The sequence below is a fragment of the Rapidithrix thailandica genome, from assembly GCF_039710355.1.
In the GTDB taxonomy this organism is placed as follows: Bacteria; Bacteroidota; Bacteroidia; order Cytophagales; family Flammeovirgaceae; genus Rapidithrix; species Rapidithrix thailandica.
Window position 1 is genome coordinate 45114 of record NZ_JBDKWZ010000025.1, and the last position, 16200, is coordinate 61313.

Below are 16200 nucleotides of genomic sequence, written 5' to 3' on the forward strand. Positions count from 1 at the left end.
AACATGAAAAAATTAATTTACCGGCAGTTTGAACAAATTGTAAAGAAATACCCCGATGCTATCGCCCTCAACGATGCAGGAAAAAACTACACCTATCGCGAGTTAAATGAAAAAGCCAATCAAATTGCGGATTATCTGAGTACCTTGGAGATAAAAGACCAAACGATCATGGTTGCCATCCCCTCCGGCATTCAAATGGTCTCCTCCCTTTTAGGTATATTCAAGGCAGGAGCCGTCTACTTGCCGGTGGACTTGTCTTTTGCCAAAAAACAATTGGCTTTTATCCTCGAAGAAACGCCCGGTGCCCCCCTACTGATTTCCGAATCGCAAACCGCTCAATGGCAGTCGCTAGCGGAGCACCTTCCCTTACAACAAAGAGCAGTACATCTGATCAGTGAAAGTAATGGTCTCAGATCCTTCCAAAATACCGGTTGGACGTCTTGGAAGGACTTGAAGGACCTTAACCCGGAAACCGGGCAAAGGCCGGACGCAAACAGTTACATTTTTTATACCTCTGGTTCTACCGGAAACCCCAAAGCGATTCTGGGGGTCCATCAAAGCCTTTCTCAATTCATCGAATGGGAAGCTAAAGAGTTTCAGGTCGCTCCGGGAATGCGGATCAGTCAATTAACGCAATTCACATTCGATGCCTCATTGCGCGATATTTTCTTACCCTTGGCGACTGGGGCAACCCTGTGCATCCCTCCCCAAGCAGTTCGTTTCAATGCCCATGAATTAGTACAGTGGATCTCCCGGCAAAAGGTTCACCTTATTCATACCGTACCTTCACTTTTCCGGCAATTGACCAAAAGTGTAGATCAACTTTCCTTACAAAAGCCCCTTCCGGACCTTAAACATATTTTACTCTCCGGGGAGCCGCTGTATGCCAAACATCTTCATCACTGGAAAAATACCGGTGCAGAGCATGTGGAAATCGTGAACTTATACGGCACTACGGAAACTACCATGATCAAGACCTTTCACCGTATCCGTGAAGTACCGGAACCCTCCGGACAAATCCTGCATGTAGGCCAGCCTATTGATCAAGCGTTTATCTTGATATTGAATCAAGGCAGGTTGTGCCGAATTGGAGAAATCGGTGAGGTCTATATCAAAACCCCTTACATGACCCGTGGTTATTTGCACAAACCGGAATTGACCGAGAGCGTCTTTGTACAAAACCCACTCATTCAGGACCGGGAAGACATCATTTATAAAACAGGCGATCTGGGCCGCTATTTACCCGACCGCTCACTGGAGATCCTCGGCCGGAAAGACCGTCAAGTGAAAATCAATGGCGTACGGATAGAACTGAATGAGATTGACCAAGCGGTGATGGAAATCAGTGGTGTGGAAGAAACCATCGTCAAAACCCTCAAAGATGTCGAAGGCAACCCACAGATCATTTGTTATTACAAAGGCAAAAAGGAGATCTCTGAAATCAGGGAAATATTACAAGAAAAGCTAAACAGCCATACCCTGCCTTCTTATTTTGTTTTCATGAAAACATTTCCGCTCAATGCCAATGGAAAAATTGACAAACGTTCGCTCCCGACTCCCGAAGAAGCGCTGTTAGGAAAAGATTTCGACCCTCCCAAGGCAGGTATTGAAACGCAAATTGCCAACACCTGGAAGCGTGAATTACATTTAAAAAAAGTAGGGCGAAACCACTCCTTCTATCAGTTGGGAGGGAATTCGCTTAAAGCCATGAAAATAGCCGGGGACCTCCAACTGGAGCTGGGCATAGAGTTGAAACTTACCGATATTTTGGTTTATCCGACAATCGCCCGCTTGGCTGATTTCTTGGAACGGACAAAGCCCTCCAAAAGACCTACTGCGATTTCCCGGGCTCCCCAAATGTCCGGTTACCCGGTGAGTCATACACAAAAACGACTCTGGGTACTCAGTAAACTGGAAGAAGCTTCCGTGGCTTATCATATTCCGATCGAGTATGAATTAACGGGTAAGGTAAATGCCTCTGTGCTACGGCAAGCCCTTCAATGGATCGTCAAACGCCACGAAAGCCTTCGCACAGTATTCCGGGAAGAGGGCGACAGCATCCGGCAAATCATTCTCTCTGATACGGAAGCGGCATTTACATTCCTCCAAAAAGACCTTAGTCAGTTAGCCGATCAAGAAGTCAAAAATCAAGTAAACAGCTTCAGAGATAAACCCTTTGCCATGGAAAAAGAGCCTCTTTTCCGGGTAGGCCTCTTTTATCAGGGAAATAACACAACCACTCTTCTGATGGTCATGCACCATATTATTTCCGATGGCTGGTCGGTACGGCTGATGTTACAGGAAACCTTGCAAGTGTATGAAGCATTGACCAAAGGTTTGGTTCCCGAACTTCCTGAGTTGCCCCTTCAATATAAAGACTATGCCGTATGGCAACAAGCCCGGATAAATGACCCGGATACCCGCAGAAGCGGGGAGTTTTGGCACCAGCAATTTGATGGTGAATTGCCCGTGCTTGAACTAGCCACCGACTACCCTCGCCCTGCCCTCAAAACCTTTAAAGGAGCCCTGACGGAACAGTTGATTCCGCCGGAAAACGTTGCGCTCTTCAAAAAGCTGTGTCAGCAAAATCACAGTACATTGTTTCAGGGAATCTATGCCCTCCTACACACCTTGCTCTCCCGGTATACCGGGCAAAAGGATTTGGTTATCGGAACCCCTGTAGCCAACCGGACTGAAGCTGAGTTACAAAACATCGTTGGTTTTTTTGCCAACACCGTTCCACTCCGTATGCAATTCGACTTACAGGGAGGTTTTACAAAGTTGTTAACAGAGAGCCAAAAAACCACACAGGCAGCTTTTGAGCATTCTACCTATCCTTTTGACCAACTGATCGAGGAACTAGGGCTTCAAAGAGAGCTTAGCAGATCACCCTTATTTGATGTAATGCTGGTACTTCATAAGGAAAGCCAAGAGCAAGCACATGAGGATGCCATATGGGTTGAAGCCCGAGAAACAGCCCAGTATAGTAAATTCGACTTGACGTTCTCTTTTAAAGAAACCGCAAAGGGATTGATCCTAAAACTTGAATACAATACGGATTTATTCTGCAAAAACCGTATCCGAAGAATGGGGCAACACATTGCCTTGTTGATGGAAGGCATTACAAAACAGCCGGAAACCTCTTTAACAGAGATCAACTTTCTGACAGAAGAAGAAGAAATTTTGTTACGGCAATTTTCCAATCAAGATTCGGATCTTCCTAAATCACAAAGTACCTCCCTTGTGGAGATGTTCCGTGAGCAAGCCCGCAAATACCCTGATAAAGTAGCGGTTTACTCTTCCTGCGATCATTCATCCCTTACTTACCGGCAACTTGATGAGCAAAGTGACGGGTTAGCAGCCCAGCTTCTCCACTCCCAAAAGACATCTTCTTCCGAGTTGGTGGGAATTTCCGGAAGGCGTCATCACCGGAGTATCGTGGCCATGTGGGCCGCACTCAAAGCAGGGATGGCTTATATTTTTTTAGACCCGCAATTACCCGAATCCCGAAGAAATTATATCCTGCGAAACGCTGAGGTCACCACCGTACTGACCGATGACAAACTGGATTTCAATAATTGGCAGGTTCCGAATCTTATCCCTATCCGACAAGGCATAATAAAAGGAAAAGGGCAAGCCATGCCCGCAGTCGCGGCAAATGAACTGGCCTATATCTGCTACACCTCCGGATCAACCGGAAAGCCCAAAGGGGTAATGATCAGCCAACAAAATGTCATTGCATTAGCCGAAGGGATGCAAAGAATACCCCAGGTAAAAGTGACCCCGGAAGACCGGCTCGTTTCGGTTGCCTCTTTCTCCTTCGATATGATCGTGCACGATATTTTCGGTTGTCTGCTCAACGGAGCCTCTCTCCTTCTTCTTGATCAAGAAAAAGACTTGGACCTTGAAGGACTTGAGCAAGTTTATGAAAGGTACGATGTCAACCGGGCAAGCCTACCCACAGCTCTATTCAACACCCTTGTAGATTTGGATTTCCAGGGCTTCCACAAGCTACGGTTGGTCATTACCGGTGGAGAAGCGGCCTCGGTTATACACTTCCGGCAATTTGCAAAAAAATACAAGGCAGCACTTTACAACGGTTACGGCCCTGCTGAAAATACCGTTTACAGTTCCTTCTTCCATTTTAATTCCCGACAGGTAAACAGAAACGTGCCTATCGGCAAACCCCTTGACACCGTTGTTGCTTCCATCAGGGATGAAAACGGCAAGTCAGTTCCTTTAGGAAATATAGGTGAACTATGGCTAAGTGGAGAGCAACTGTCACAAGGGTATTGTAATAACGAACAGTTAAATACCCAAAAATACCTCACCGATAAGACGACAAACCAACGTCATTACCTTAGCGGAGACCTGTGCAAATGGACCGAAGAAGGGCATATCCAATATATAGGCCGGAAAGATGACATGCTTAAAATCCGTGGATTTTTGGTGGAGGTACAGGAAATTATCAATGTCTTGCTAAACCATGAAGCCATCCGTGAGGCAATGGTACTGCCCCGCAAAGAAGAAGCCGACACCTTCCTGGTGGCCTACTTAGTAGCCGATACCTCGGATCTGATAGCCTTGAAGAGCTATTTGCGTCAATTTTTACCTGCTTATATGCTTCCGCGTTATTTTGTAATGCTTGACGACATGCCTATCAACAAAAGTAATAAAATAGACCGGCAAGCGCTTCAAAACATGGGATTACCTTCCGTTGAAGCGGAAAGTAGCCAAAGGCCTTTGACAAAAAAAGAAACCCTGATCGTAGCACTTTGGCGTGAACTTCTCAAAAAAGAACAACTGGCTACTAGTTCCAATTTTTATGAATTAGGCGGGGATTCTATCAAAGCCATTCAATTTATCTCCCGGTTGAAAGCGAAGGACTATAAATTAACGATCAAACAATTTATGAGTGGCCCCACCGTGGAAGAGGTAGCCCACAAAATTGTTCGAATTCCTCAACAAGAGAATAGAACTGCACCAGCTACCGCAACAGGTCATGTAGCATTATCTCCCGTCATCCGTCATTTTTTTGAAAAGGTGGATGAGCCTTACCTGCATCATTTCAACCAATCCGTAAAGATCTTTCATCCCAAAGGATTTGATAAAGAAGTCATTGGCAAAGTGCTCAACTCCTTGTTACAACATCATGATATTTTACGATCCTGCTTTCGCAAAAATGATAAGGGACAATGGGAACACTTCATACGGGAAAATATTCCGCCTTTGGAAATTCAAGAAATTAACCTAATTGCCTCCCCAAAGAAGGAAGAAGTCTTTATCCGAGAAGCAAATGCCCTACAGGCATCGCTGAACCTGGAACAAGGGCCGTTACTAAAAGCCGGATTGTTCCGGGATACCAATGGTGATACCCTCTTGTTAGCCATTCATCATCTGGTGATCGATGGCGTTTCCTGGCGCATCCTCTTTGAAGACCTCGGCATACTTTACCAACAAATTACCCATGGCAACCTCCCTCAGTTGCCCACAAAAACAGAACCTTTCCGGCAATTCGTTAGGGAGCAGTTTGAATATATCAAGAGTGAAGCCGGTCAAAACGATCTGCATTTTTGGAAAAGAAACACCGCTCAATCCCTACGTACCCTTCCGGTCGAATACCCTGATCAGAAAAATACGGTTTCGGAAGCGCATTCTATCTCTTTCAGCCTTTCTCATAAAAAAACACAACAATTGCAGGAGGTCGCTTCCTGTATGGATTTTCTGGAAGTAAATCATGTAATGGTAGCCGCCTTAGGCCTGGCACTGAAAGCAAGTTTCGGAGAGGGTTCTTACCCAGTGACCATGGAAGGTCATGGACGCGAGGAACTCTCCGATGTAACAGACCTCAGCCGGACAAGCGGTTGGTTTACCAGTATTTTCCCACTTATTTTGCCTTCCCGGAATGAGAATGCCATCATTCCATACCTCAGCCAGGTACGCGACTTGTTACGGCAAATACCTTTAAGGGGAGCCTGTTACGGTATGTTCAAATACTTAACCCAAGAGGAGTTACCTAGCCCAACATCTCAAATAAGCTTCAATTTTTTAGGACACTTTGATGACTCTATCGAAACGGATTCCGAAGGGCAAATGAAAATAATGATGGGAGAAAAGGGAAGCGAAGTACATCCTCTAATAGAGCGCTTTCACGAACTGGAGCTTTCGGGATTAATCTCGCAAGGGCAACTACACTTCTCCGTTAGATACGCTCAAAAGAGGTGGAATAAAACAAGCATTCAAACATTTGCCAAACAATACCAAACACATCTGGAAACCCTTTTAGACATATTAGAAGAGTGGAAAGCTGAAAAATTACATGAGCTGTCCTTCAACCAATTGAATTTTTATAGCGGACGGAGAATAGTCGGGGATTTTTCCGAAATCGGCCCGTACCGTTTCGATACCTTTGATAAAAATACCTTTATGCAAGCCCTTCGTTGGCTACAAGAGCGGCATGAGAGCTTACGCAGTACCGTAGCAACTTACAAAGGCCTTCCTTACTTGAAGATCCAACCCTATGAGGTGCCTCTAAAATGGGATACCTATACCGGAAGTGTCCCAATAGAAGATCTAATCGAACAACAGCGTGCAGAAATGCAGGTGTTTGTCTCACCATCCCGGCCATGGGAAGTCAGCGTGATCGAATCAGAAGAGGGGTATATACTGACCATGCTACTGTCTCACCTTTTCTTTGACGGTTATTCCCAAGGGATCCTTCAGGCTGAGTTGAACGATTTCTACCAAGCTGCATTGCAAAACCAAAAACCTACCCTTGCCCCACCTTCCAGCCAGTACAGTGACTTTGTCAATGCACAACGACATTACCTGGAAAGCCGAAAAGGCCGGGGTGGCTTTAATTTTTGGCAGCAACATTTGTCGGACTACTCCTTCCGGAGCCTGCCTCCTGTTAACTTTTGTATCAGGGCTACTACAATATTGGATCAGGACCTCACTGATGAAATCAACCGGTATTTAAAGATAGAAGGAACCAGCCCTGCAGTCTATTTCTTGTCGGCTCTTAAGCAAAATCTATCGGATCAGGATGGCAATACCTTAATTGCCCTGCCGGTAAGTCTGCGTAGTCATGAGCTGTACGATGCCATTGATAATGAACAAAGTATTGGCTTTTATACCAATATCCTTCTACACCCCTATCAAGCCGGTGAAACCTCCCTGCCATTCGAACAACTCCTTGGCCATACCCAACAACAATTTGCCCGGGAATTGGTCCATGGAATGTATCCTTATGAACACCTTTTGGACCAACTTCAAGCGCCCAACGATTTTCATCCGGTAGCCGGGCTCAATTATCACAATTATCAGTACCTGTCCGAATCCAAAGTCAGTGGAGTGCGAAATCAGATTCAAACAAAAGAAGTTACCATACAGACCCGGGCAAAGTATTGGGTAGATATTTTCCATTTTGCCGACGGCATACAGATCAATGCCACTTTCCACCCCAAAGAGGTCACTATCAAAGAAGCGGAGAGGTGGGTTCGAGGATTTTCTGATATACTTATGTCCGTATCGGACCGGAGTCCACAAAGCATCTAAAACCCTCTTTTTCAAGCTATTTAACATTTTTTTTTAATCACAATCGTATGAATTTACTAAAAGGACATACCGGCAAATACATCTCTTTTGTACTACTGGGGATCGTGGCAGCCGTAGCCAATACCGCCATCATTTACCTCATTAATGAAGTCATAGCGAAATATGTAGAGGATACCCGGTCCGATACCGGGGTCTACCTCTCCTATTTTGCCGGAGCGGTTGCGCTCTTCTTTATCAGCCGCTGGTTGGTCTCTTATGGCATGGTCGGATTTATGCAAGACTTGCTTTTCAAAATCCGCTTGCGAGTAGTAGAAATGGTACTCAAATCTCCTTTTCATCCGCTTGTAAAACATAAGGAAAAGGTTTACACGGCCCTGACGCGCGATACCAATAATATTGTGAATGCCAGTATTAATATGGTAGACTTGCTTACCAACTCCATATTGGTCGTCTTATGTTTGGTCTATATGGGTATCCTCTCCTGGAAATTACTTTTGTGCTTTAGCCTTATGCTGTGTTTTGCCTTGGTGGTGTACGCCATCAGCGAAAAAAAAGCGGTAGGCTTGTTCAACCAAGCAATGTCTAAGGATGATCAATTCGTCAGAAACCTCAATGAATTGTTGAGTGGATTTAAAGAAGTGATTATTGCCAGAAAAAAGGGTGCTGACATTCGCGATCAACATATGAAACCCGCTTTGCAAGAAGCTGTTGTACTAAACAAAAAAGCCCTTGTTTTTCATCTCAACAACCGGATTACCGGGCAAATGGCTTTTTATATTTTCATTGGTTCCCTGTTAATGTTTATCGGTAATCAAGTAAGTGTGGAACGTGCCCAAGTCATTAGTTTTGTTTTCGTACTTCTATACATCTGGAGCCCTATTGAAACGATTGTACTGATGATGCCCAGCCTTTCCCAAGCCAAGATAAGCCTGAACCGCCTGGGTTCTTTACAAGAAACCTTAAAAGACAAAGACCTGGGATATAACGAAGCACCGCAACAGATGGATTTCCAATCCCTGGAAGTAGAAAGCATGGTTTATCAATATCAAGCCGAACCCGGAGACCTGCCTTTTACAGTTGGTCCCAATCAATTCGAACTCCGCCAAGGGGATGTGGTATTTATTTTTGGAGGGAACGGGAGTGGAAAAACGACCTTTATCAACCTTCTAATCGGTTTGTTTATGGCTGACCAAGGGCAAATCAAAGTCAATGAGCAAGCCATCGTTCCCGAGCAATTTGCCGAATACAGAGCACTCTTTTCCCCGGTATTCAGCGACTTTCACTTATTTGAAAGGGCTTATGGAATGAATGGTTTTGACCGGAATAAAGCCTTGGAATACCTCCGGCTCTTTGAGCTGGACCATAAAGTGCTGATCCAGGAAAACGGGTTTAACACTACCCAACTTTCAACCGGACAACGCAAAAGATTAGCCTTGGTTACGGCCATGTTGGAAAAGAAACCCATACTGATTCTGGATGAATTTGCCGCCGATCAAGACCCCTATTTCCGCAGGAAATTCTACCAGGAAATCTTACCGTATCTAAAGCAAGAGGGATTTACTGTCGCAGCCATCACCCACGATGACAATTACTACCACCTGGCGGATAAGGTCTACAAAATGTACGAAGGGAAGCTTGAAAAGGTAACCTTGAGCGCTTCCTTAAATAAATCCGGGATAGTCGAATACTTATAAGCATGTACAAGGGGTCATTTTTCCTATTGCTTCCACCCTAAAATCAATCCGATGAAAGTTGTAAAAAGCCGCTTTAGAAAGACAAAAGTCATAACCTTCTGCTTAAGCCTTTTTTTAGTGCTGTATATTTCCTTAGCCTTTAAAGATTCTTTGAAAATGCCGAGAAAAATTGATTTTGATAAAAATGCCGTGAATGCGCTTATTCAACCATTTGTCGCCAACCGGGAGCCCGGAATGTTAATCAGGATCTATTCTTCCGGTCAAATCCTCTTTGACAAAGCTTTTGGATTGGCAGATATGGAGGAAAACCGGCCACTTACCCGGCAAACTGCGTTCCCAGTTGGCTCTGTAAGTAAGGAGTTTACCATGGTTAGCATCTTGCAATTTGTTGAGCAAGATAAATTGCACTTACACGACACCATTGGCCGGTTTGTGGAAGGTCTCCCTTTTGGTAGTCAAGTCACGATCAAACACTTATTAAGTCATACCAGTGGAATTAAAAATTATTTTGAGAAAGCCAATCATATTCCCGGCAAATTAGACCGTATATTTTCGCCCGATGAACTTATCCGGTATTTTAAAAATGATCCGCTGGAATTCCCTCCTGGCACACGGTACCAATACAGTAATTCAAACTATGCATTACTGGCAAAGGTGATAGAGCAGTTTTCGAAGGGCAGTTACTCAGAGCATCTTCAAAAAACTTTTTTTCAACCTTTGGAGCTTGAGCATTCCTACAGCTTGCTAAATACCGCTCCGGATAAAAATACTGCATCAGGTTATGATAAAAGGAAAGACTCAATCACCCCCACAGTAAAAATCCACCCGAGCCAGACGTATGGTTCGGGCAGTGTGGTCAGTACCTTGGAGGATCTTTATACCTGGCATCAAGCGCTGTATCAAGGGAAGCTATTAAGCCCGAAAAGTTTTACGATGGCCTGTGAAGTAGCCCGGTTAACCGATGGAAGCCTGAGCCCTGAGCACCGGGGGTTTAGCCTTATGTCCGGACAGATGGGTACCCATCGTTTTTTTTGGAACGGAGGAGACATCAGCGGTGTACATACCCGCTATCTCTATTTTCCGGAAAAAGAACTGTATATCCAAGTCATGGCAAATGTAACCATTGAGGATAACCATGACCATGCCGGAAATTTACTCTTTAAGATTGCCGGGGAGCTGTTAGGTGAGGATGCCGTCTTTGTCATTGGTAAAGAATACCAATTGGAAAAGCTGTAGGAACATTCTACTCCGTATTCGCTCAAATCGGGTGTATCATCACTTAAATAAACCTTATACAAAAACCTGTATTTCATCTATTTAAATAAAACATACTAAACCATTACAACAAGCCTATTTGATAGAATCAAAATTGTCTAATCCTTTAAAAAGTCATTTGCTTATGAATTTACTATATTTCCCTTTTTCAGGAGCCAGTAAATACTCTTATCACTCTTTCAAACCTTATTTACAAGGCGATTTTACCAGTTTACCTTTGGAACTCCCCGGCCGGGGTGGTAGAATCAAGGAAGGTTTAATTTACAGCATGCATGAGGCCGTTGAAGATTTATACTATCAAGTGCTACGCTATATCCATCAACCTTTTGTATTTTATGGCCATAGTTTGGGTTGTCACCTTGCGTACCTGGTGGCCAGGAAATTAATGGAAAATCAAAAGCCATTGCCTTTGTATCTCTTTCTGTCTGGCTCTACAGCCCCTTCTGTAGATAGGGCAACGGAAAGCCTTCGTTATCAACTGCCTCAGGAAGAGTTTTACAAAGAGCTGAAATCCTATGGAGGAACCCAGGATGAAATATTGCTCAATGCAGAGCTAATGGCCTTTATGGAGCCTATTTTACGAGCGGATTTCCAAATCCTTGAAACCTATCAATATCCCAAAGACAGGGCTCCCTTACCGGTTCCTTTCTACGCCTTTAAAGGGCAAGAAGAGGATATTACGGAGGAAGAAGCAATGGCCTGGCAAAAGGAAACAAGCACTAGATTTTCTTACCGGGCTTTCTCCGGCAAACATTTTTTCATTTATGAACATGAAAAGGAAATCGTTTCTATCATAAAAGCCGCACTTGAAAAAGTTATGGTTGAACAGCCCCTCCTATAAAAAACCATTTAAAAATGTTTCGGATATATTATAGTTTTTATGTGAAAGAATGGCCAACTTCTTTGTTTGAGGCTTCTTTGAAGCCATTGCCTTTCGATGAGGCAGTAAAAGCAAGAAAATTTGTTCGCTGGCAAGACAGGCAAGCCTGCATACTGGGAAAATTACTCTTGCACTATGGTCTGCGCAAAAATGCATTCGACCCGGATCTTTCTACCTTGAAGTATACCCCCTACCATAAGCCCTATTTCACCTCGGGGCCTTACTTCAATATAAGCCATTCGGAGGGATGTGTCGTCTGTGCCATTTCAAGTGATTACAATGTTGGAATTGATTTAGAAGTGTGTAAGGAAACCAGGGTCGATGACTTTCGTGAAGTATATACCACCAAGGAGTGGGCATATATTTGTCAACAACCGGCATTCAAAACAAGCCGGTTTTATGAAATCTGGACCCGCAAGGAAGCAATCGTGAAAGCCGATGGAAAAGGCTTAATGAACCCACTTGAAGAAATTGACACCTTGAGAACTAAAGTTTGTTTGAATAAGGTACTATATGAACTCAAACCATTATCCATAGCCAAAGGATATGCCTGCCATTTGGCTTGTGAAAATACTCAAAAAGCACAACTAAAGAAAATCAGTACTGTGGAAGAGTTGTTATTTGATACTTAATGTCCGGAGGATTTGTCTTGCCGGAAGAATCCATTTACGAGTCATTTTTTTTATCTTCGTACACAGCGAATTACCATTGCTTTATAAGCTTTAAGGTATGTTTATGGACGGCTTTAAATTGTTTATAAAAGTTCGATTTTTGGATATGCAAAGGTAAATCCATCCATTTTTTTGCCGATTTGCTTCCGGTAACAACGGCATTGAGGGTAACCGTACGGTATAAAAAAGGAAGGGAGTTCGAATAGGCATCAATTGCCCCGGAGGAAAGCCCAACAACAAAATATTCACCGGATTTCATTTCCGCCAAAACCGGAATTCGCTCGGGAGCATAAATAAAAAAGTCCAGTAAGCCTCCTCCTTTTGCCCGCTCGAAAGCCGTAAACTCTTGAAATAACCAGTTAACGCCGGGCGAATAATTACTGTACAGATGGCATTCGTAATAACGCAGGCAAGTAGCCAGTTTATCAAGCATTTCCGGATGTTGCTTGCCAAAATTTGCCAGGCGTTGCACTTCTTTGGGAGACTTGCGGTTGTAGGGTTTTAACGCAATGTCCATCAACTCCGGTAATTCTTCCATGCCCAAATAGGCCGCCACTTCTTCTCTGATGTCTGAAGACTGAAAGAGTAATAATACAAAGGGAAAATGTGAAGACAGCTGGGGAAGTAAGCGGAAAATATCCTTCCAATAGCCGCATTTGATTAAACTATACAGCAAATCCACAAACTCCCCGCCCGTACCATAGTTGATGGGTATTTCTACTGTTTTTTCCCGACAATTGACATCGTAAACGGGTAAAGGTTGCTCGTCAAAGGAGTAGCGGACATAGGGAGTAGGATTTACCGGAGGCTCAGCAATCCATTGTAACGTTTTTAGCAAATCAAAGTCTTCCAAACGGTGCCAAAAAGCATTGATCAAAGGATGCGAATAGCTTACTTTAAAGCGATATTCTTCCAAATGATACTTGTTCTGAAAGTATTTGTCCCGGTTTGCATTGGCCTCTTCGTCCTGATCAAATGCCTCTATATCAGCACAAAACGGTTGGGAAGGGATATCGTACGAACCGTTGAAAAAGCGGAATTGATAGACGGTGCTTCCTTTTTCGAGCTTCTTTTTGCTGAGAGAGCACCGTTCATTTTTCCGGCTCAACTCCGACTTTTCAAACCAACAAAATGGCGTTTTACGGATATCCATGCCCCAAGGACTTACTTTCCCATTGTACACAGACTTTACATAGCTTTGTATCGCCGGATGTTCATGTATGGGTTTCATTCGAAGGTATTCATCCGAAGGATTACTTCCCCAACCGTGACTGTCCGGATCAAAACGCCAAAAGTTTTTATACCCATATTCAAAAGCCTTTCGGATGATGTTCAACGCTTTTTCAGGCTCTTCGTTACAGGCATAAAGCAAGGCCCAATTCAAAGGGTACTGGCCGGAGGTAAATGCCAACTCCGGCTGCTTTAACTCTTCAGCAAACCGAATGGCCTCTTCCAGTCTTCCGTTAAGGATACTTTCTTTCAAATAATGGTTATACCTTCCCCAAGTAGAAGAAAGGTTAGGGTCTAATTGATCAATCATCTTTTTGGACTCAATAGATTACTCCATCTACCTACCCTCGGGAGTAGATGGCTGTTATGACAAAAATACAACAAAAATCAGGGCGAAAAACACATCCCTCACCCTGATGTTCCATATAACAAATTCGAAGCTACCTCACTAATACGCAATGCACCCCTCACTGTTTTTCTTTGGGTTGTTGTTAACCTTTTAAAAGAATCATTAAAATTATCACCACCTAAATATAGCAATCCAAGTAAGTTACAAAACTGATTCTCAAAGCTTTTCTATTCAGGGTTATTCTCATAAAATCATATAAAAACTACCTGCACAAATATATGGCCGCTTACGGAGTATTTTCCGGTGATATGCCTAACCAAGCTTTTTTTCTGAATTCCAATGGGCTGAGACCTTTGTACTTTTTAAACTGCTTGCTCAAATGACTTTCATCCGTAAAGCCCAATTCGTCGGCAATTTGACTCACGGTAAGCGCACTATGCATAAGGCGTTGTTGCACCAGTCCAATTTTGTAATGCGTGATATACTGTTTCAAACTTTCTCCTGTAAACTTTCTGAAATACTCACTTACGTAATTTTCCGAAAGATGAAAATGCGAAGCCAGGTAAGAAATCTTAAGTTTTTCCGGGCGATGGATATGCTGACGGATATGCAATAACATCTTGTTCACCAAGGGCTCAGGCCCTACTTTAACCTCATTGGAGGCTGTTGACACATTGCGGGATAGTATATTCAGGATCAGTGTTACAAAATGCTGTAGGTTTTCTTCGTGATAGGATTGTTTTTGAGCGTATTCGTCTACCAAGTTGCCAATCAAGGAAGAAACCATACGGCAATCGCCCGGTTGTTGTATCAGTAGTTCCCGAAAGCGGTTATGATGAAAAAAGATATGTTCCAGTTGCTTGAGCCACCGGTCAATCCGGTCCCGGTCCTGCGAATTTTTACATTGCCCTAAAAAGGCCTCTGAAAAGCGAATAGAGCAAAAGCGTGTAGTAGTCTCTATTTCAAAGCCTCGACAATCCAAGGGGGTAAAAAGAAATATACTTCCTTTTTGATAGGGAAAGCGGTTTTGGTTAGTCGTCCGCATCCCCTTTCCTTCCAAAATTTGAACAATCTCAAAAAAATGATAGATCAACGGACGTTCTTTCCAACATTCCATATCAGATACCTGTACTTCAAAAGGCTGGTATAACTGTTTGTGTTTCATGGTTCATAAATTTTTCCTAAATGACGACCAAACCCCTGCTTACATTCCCTGTAAAAGTACAGAAGAAACCCCGTTTTGTCACTGTTCAACGATAGCGGACAAACATACTTTTGCCTAAAACGAAATCACAAATTTTAAAAAATAATTGAATATGAGTTCTAGAGAAAAGCTGTTGTCGCCTTTCATCCACCCTGCACTGAGCTTTCACAACCGCGTAGTGATGGCCCCCATGAGCAGGAGGCGGTCCGTCAAGGGCATTCCCGGTCCTTCGGCTGCTGTTTACTATGGACAAAGGGCGAATGCCGGATTGATCATTGCCGAAAACACAGCCGTGGCGCCCAATGGTAACGGCTACCTGCATACGCCAGGTATTTATAACGAAGTACAAAAGGCCGCCTGGAAAAAAGTAGTAAAGGAAGTTCATGCCAAGGGCGGGAAAATTTTTATCCAGTTGGTACATACCGGCCGAATCGGGCATCCTTTAAATCACGATGGGGATATTCCTTTGGTGGCACCCTCAGCGGTACAAGCCAAAGGATCCATCCGTATCCCGGAAGGTCGTCATGCGCCTTTTCCTGTGCCGGAAGTCCTGAGTACTTCAGGTGTAAAAGCCATGATTGAGGCACATATACAGGCGGCTGTCAATGCGATGGAAGTGGGTTTTGACGGAGTGGAAATTCACGGGGCACATGGCTTTTTGCCCGAACAGTTTTTACATCCGTACACCAACCGGAGAACGGACCGTTACGGGGGAAACATTGCGAATCGAAGCCGGTTTTTGTTGGAAATCATGGAAGGAGTGGCCGCAGCCATTGGTAAGGAAAAAACCGGTGTGAGGCTCTCCCCTTTTGTGGCCATAAATGATTTGCCCGGGTACACCGAAGAACTTGCCACCCACCGGTATCTCGTAGAGGAATTAAACCAAATGGATATTTTGTACATTCATCTCTCCAATATGTTCACGGATAAAGAACCCGCCATACCGACCGGGTATATACAGGATATTCGTCAGCGTTTTCACAATCTTTTAATCGTAGCCGGCGGATATACAGTCGACTCGGCAGAGGCCGCACTGCAAGCGGGCCTTGCCGACCTGATTGCTTTTGGAAAACCGTATATCGCCAATCCGGACCTGGTGGAACGTTTCCGGCAAAATGCCCCTTTAGCCGTGCCCGATGAAGCCACTTTCTATGGAGGAGGAGACGAAGGTTATATCGACTATCCTGCGTTGCATCATCCAGCAGCAATCTGTTAAATGATAGATCGAGGCTGTCTAAAAAGTAAAATGAACATAAAATGCCACGAAGATTCTACGTCACAAATCTTTGGTGTATCCTTCATTATCCCTGTAAGTCTTAATGTCTTTGGGGTTATATTTC

General features: G+C 43.9%; 8 protein-coding genes. 6 read left to right on the forward strand and 2 right to left on the reverse strand.

Going from position 1 to position 16200, the window contains the following annotated elements; translation table 11 throughout:
* Positions 1–3 precede the first annotated feature (3 nt).
* From AAG747_RS27370 to AAG747_RS27390, 5 genes are all read left to right on the forward strand, one after another.
* Positions 4–7557, forward strand: a complete 7554-nt coding sequence (locus AAG747_RS27370; RefSeq protein WP_346824448.1) for an amino acid adenylation domain-containing protein — start codon at positions 4–6, stop codon at positions 7555–7557.
* Between the two features lie 47 nt (positions 7558–7604).
* Positions 7605–9251 (forward strand): cyclic peptide export ABC transporter, encoded by a 1647-nt coding sequence (locus AAG747_RS27375; protein WP_346824449.1) that lies wholly within the window; start codon positions 7605–7607, stop codon positions 9249–9251.
* A 156-nt stretch (positions 9252–9407) separates the two neighbouring features.
* Complete coding sequence (locus AAG747_RS27380; RefSeq protein ID WP_346824450.1) at positions 9408–10487, forward strand: serine hydrolase domain-containing protein; 1080 nt, start codon at positions 9408–9410, stop codon at positions 10485–10487.
* Between the two features lie 163 nt (positions 10488–10650).
* Positions 10651–11367: a thioesterase II family protein gene (locus AAG747_RS27385; RefSeq protein WP_346824451.1), complete on the forward strand. Its 717-nt coding sequence runs from the start codon at positions 10651–10653 to the stop codon at positions 11365–11367.
* A gap of 14 nt (positions 11368–11381) precedes the next feature.
* The gene (locus tag AAG747_RS27390) at positions 11382–12038 is read left to right on the forward strand and encodes a 4'-phosphopantetheinyl transferase family protein (RefSeq protein ID WP_346824452.1); all 657 of its coding nucleotides are present in this window, start codon (positions 11382–11384) and stop codon (positions 12036–12038) included.
* A gap of 70 nt (positions 12039–12108) precedes the next feature.
* Here AAG747_RS27390 and AAG747_RS27395 read toward each other — a convergent pair whose 3' ends face one another.
* Together AAG747_RS27395 and AAG747_RS27400 are read right to left on the reverse strand one after the other, a co-directional pair.
* Positions 12109–13617 (reverse strand): hypothetical protein, encoded by a 1509-nt coding sequence (locus AAG747_RS27395; RefSeq protein ID WP_346824453.1) that lies wholly within the window; start codon positions 13615–13617, stop codon positions 12109–12111.
* Positions 13618–13942: 325 nt separating this feature from the next.
* On the reverse strand, positions 13943–14821 hold the full coding sequence (locus tag AAG747_RS27400) for an AraC family transcriptional regulator (RefSeq protein ID WP_346824454.1): 879 nt from the start codon (positions 14819–14821) through the stop codon (positions 13943–13945).
* A 151-nt stretch (positions 14822–14972) separates the two neighbouring features.
* Here AAG747_RS27400 and AAG747_RS27405 point away from each other — a divergent pair, with 151 nt between their 5' ends.
* The gene (locus tag AAG747_RS27405) at positions 14973–16076 is read left to right on the forward strand and encodes an alkene reductase (protein WP_346824455.1); all 1104 of its coding nucleotides are present in this window, start codon (positions 14973–14975) and stop codon (positions 16074–16076) included.
* Positions 16077–16200: the final 124 nt, after the last annotated feature.

Excerpts from the sequence above, each read along its gene's own strand:
- AAG747_RS27400 (WP_346824454.1), bottom strand. The coding sequence starts at position 14,821 with ATGAAACACAAACAGTTATACCAGCCTTTTGAAGTACAGGTATCTGAT.
- AAG747_RS27380 (WP_346824450.1), top strand. The coding sequence starts at position 9,408 with ATGCCGAGAAAAATTGATTTTGATAAAAATGCCGTGAATGCGCTTATT.
- AAG747_RS27395 (WP_346824453.1), bottom strand. The coding sequence starts at position 13,617 with ATGATTGATCAATTAGACCCTAACCTTTCTTCTACTTGGGGAAGGTAT.
- AAG747_RS27375 (WP_346824449.1), top strand. The coding sequence starts at position 7,605 with ATGAATTTACTAAAAGGACATACCGGCAAATACATCTCTTTTGTACTA.
- AAG747_RS27390 (WP_346824452.1), top strand. The coding sequence starts at position 11,382 with ATGTTTCGGATATATTATAGTTTTTATGTGAAAGAATGGCCAACTTCT.
- AAG747_RS27405 (WP_346824455.1), top strand. The coding sequence starts at position 14,973 with ATGAGTTCTAGAGAAAAGCTGTTGTCGCCTTTCATCCACCCTGCACTG.
- AAG747_RS27370 (WP_346824448.1), top strand. The coding sequence starts at position 4 with ATGAAAAAATTAATTTACCGGCAGTTTGAACAAATTGTAAAGAAATAC.
- AAG747_RS27385 (WP_346824451.1), top strand. The coding sequence starts at position 10,651 with ATGAATTTACTATATTTCCCTTTTTCAGGAGCCAGTAAATACTCTTAT.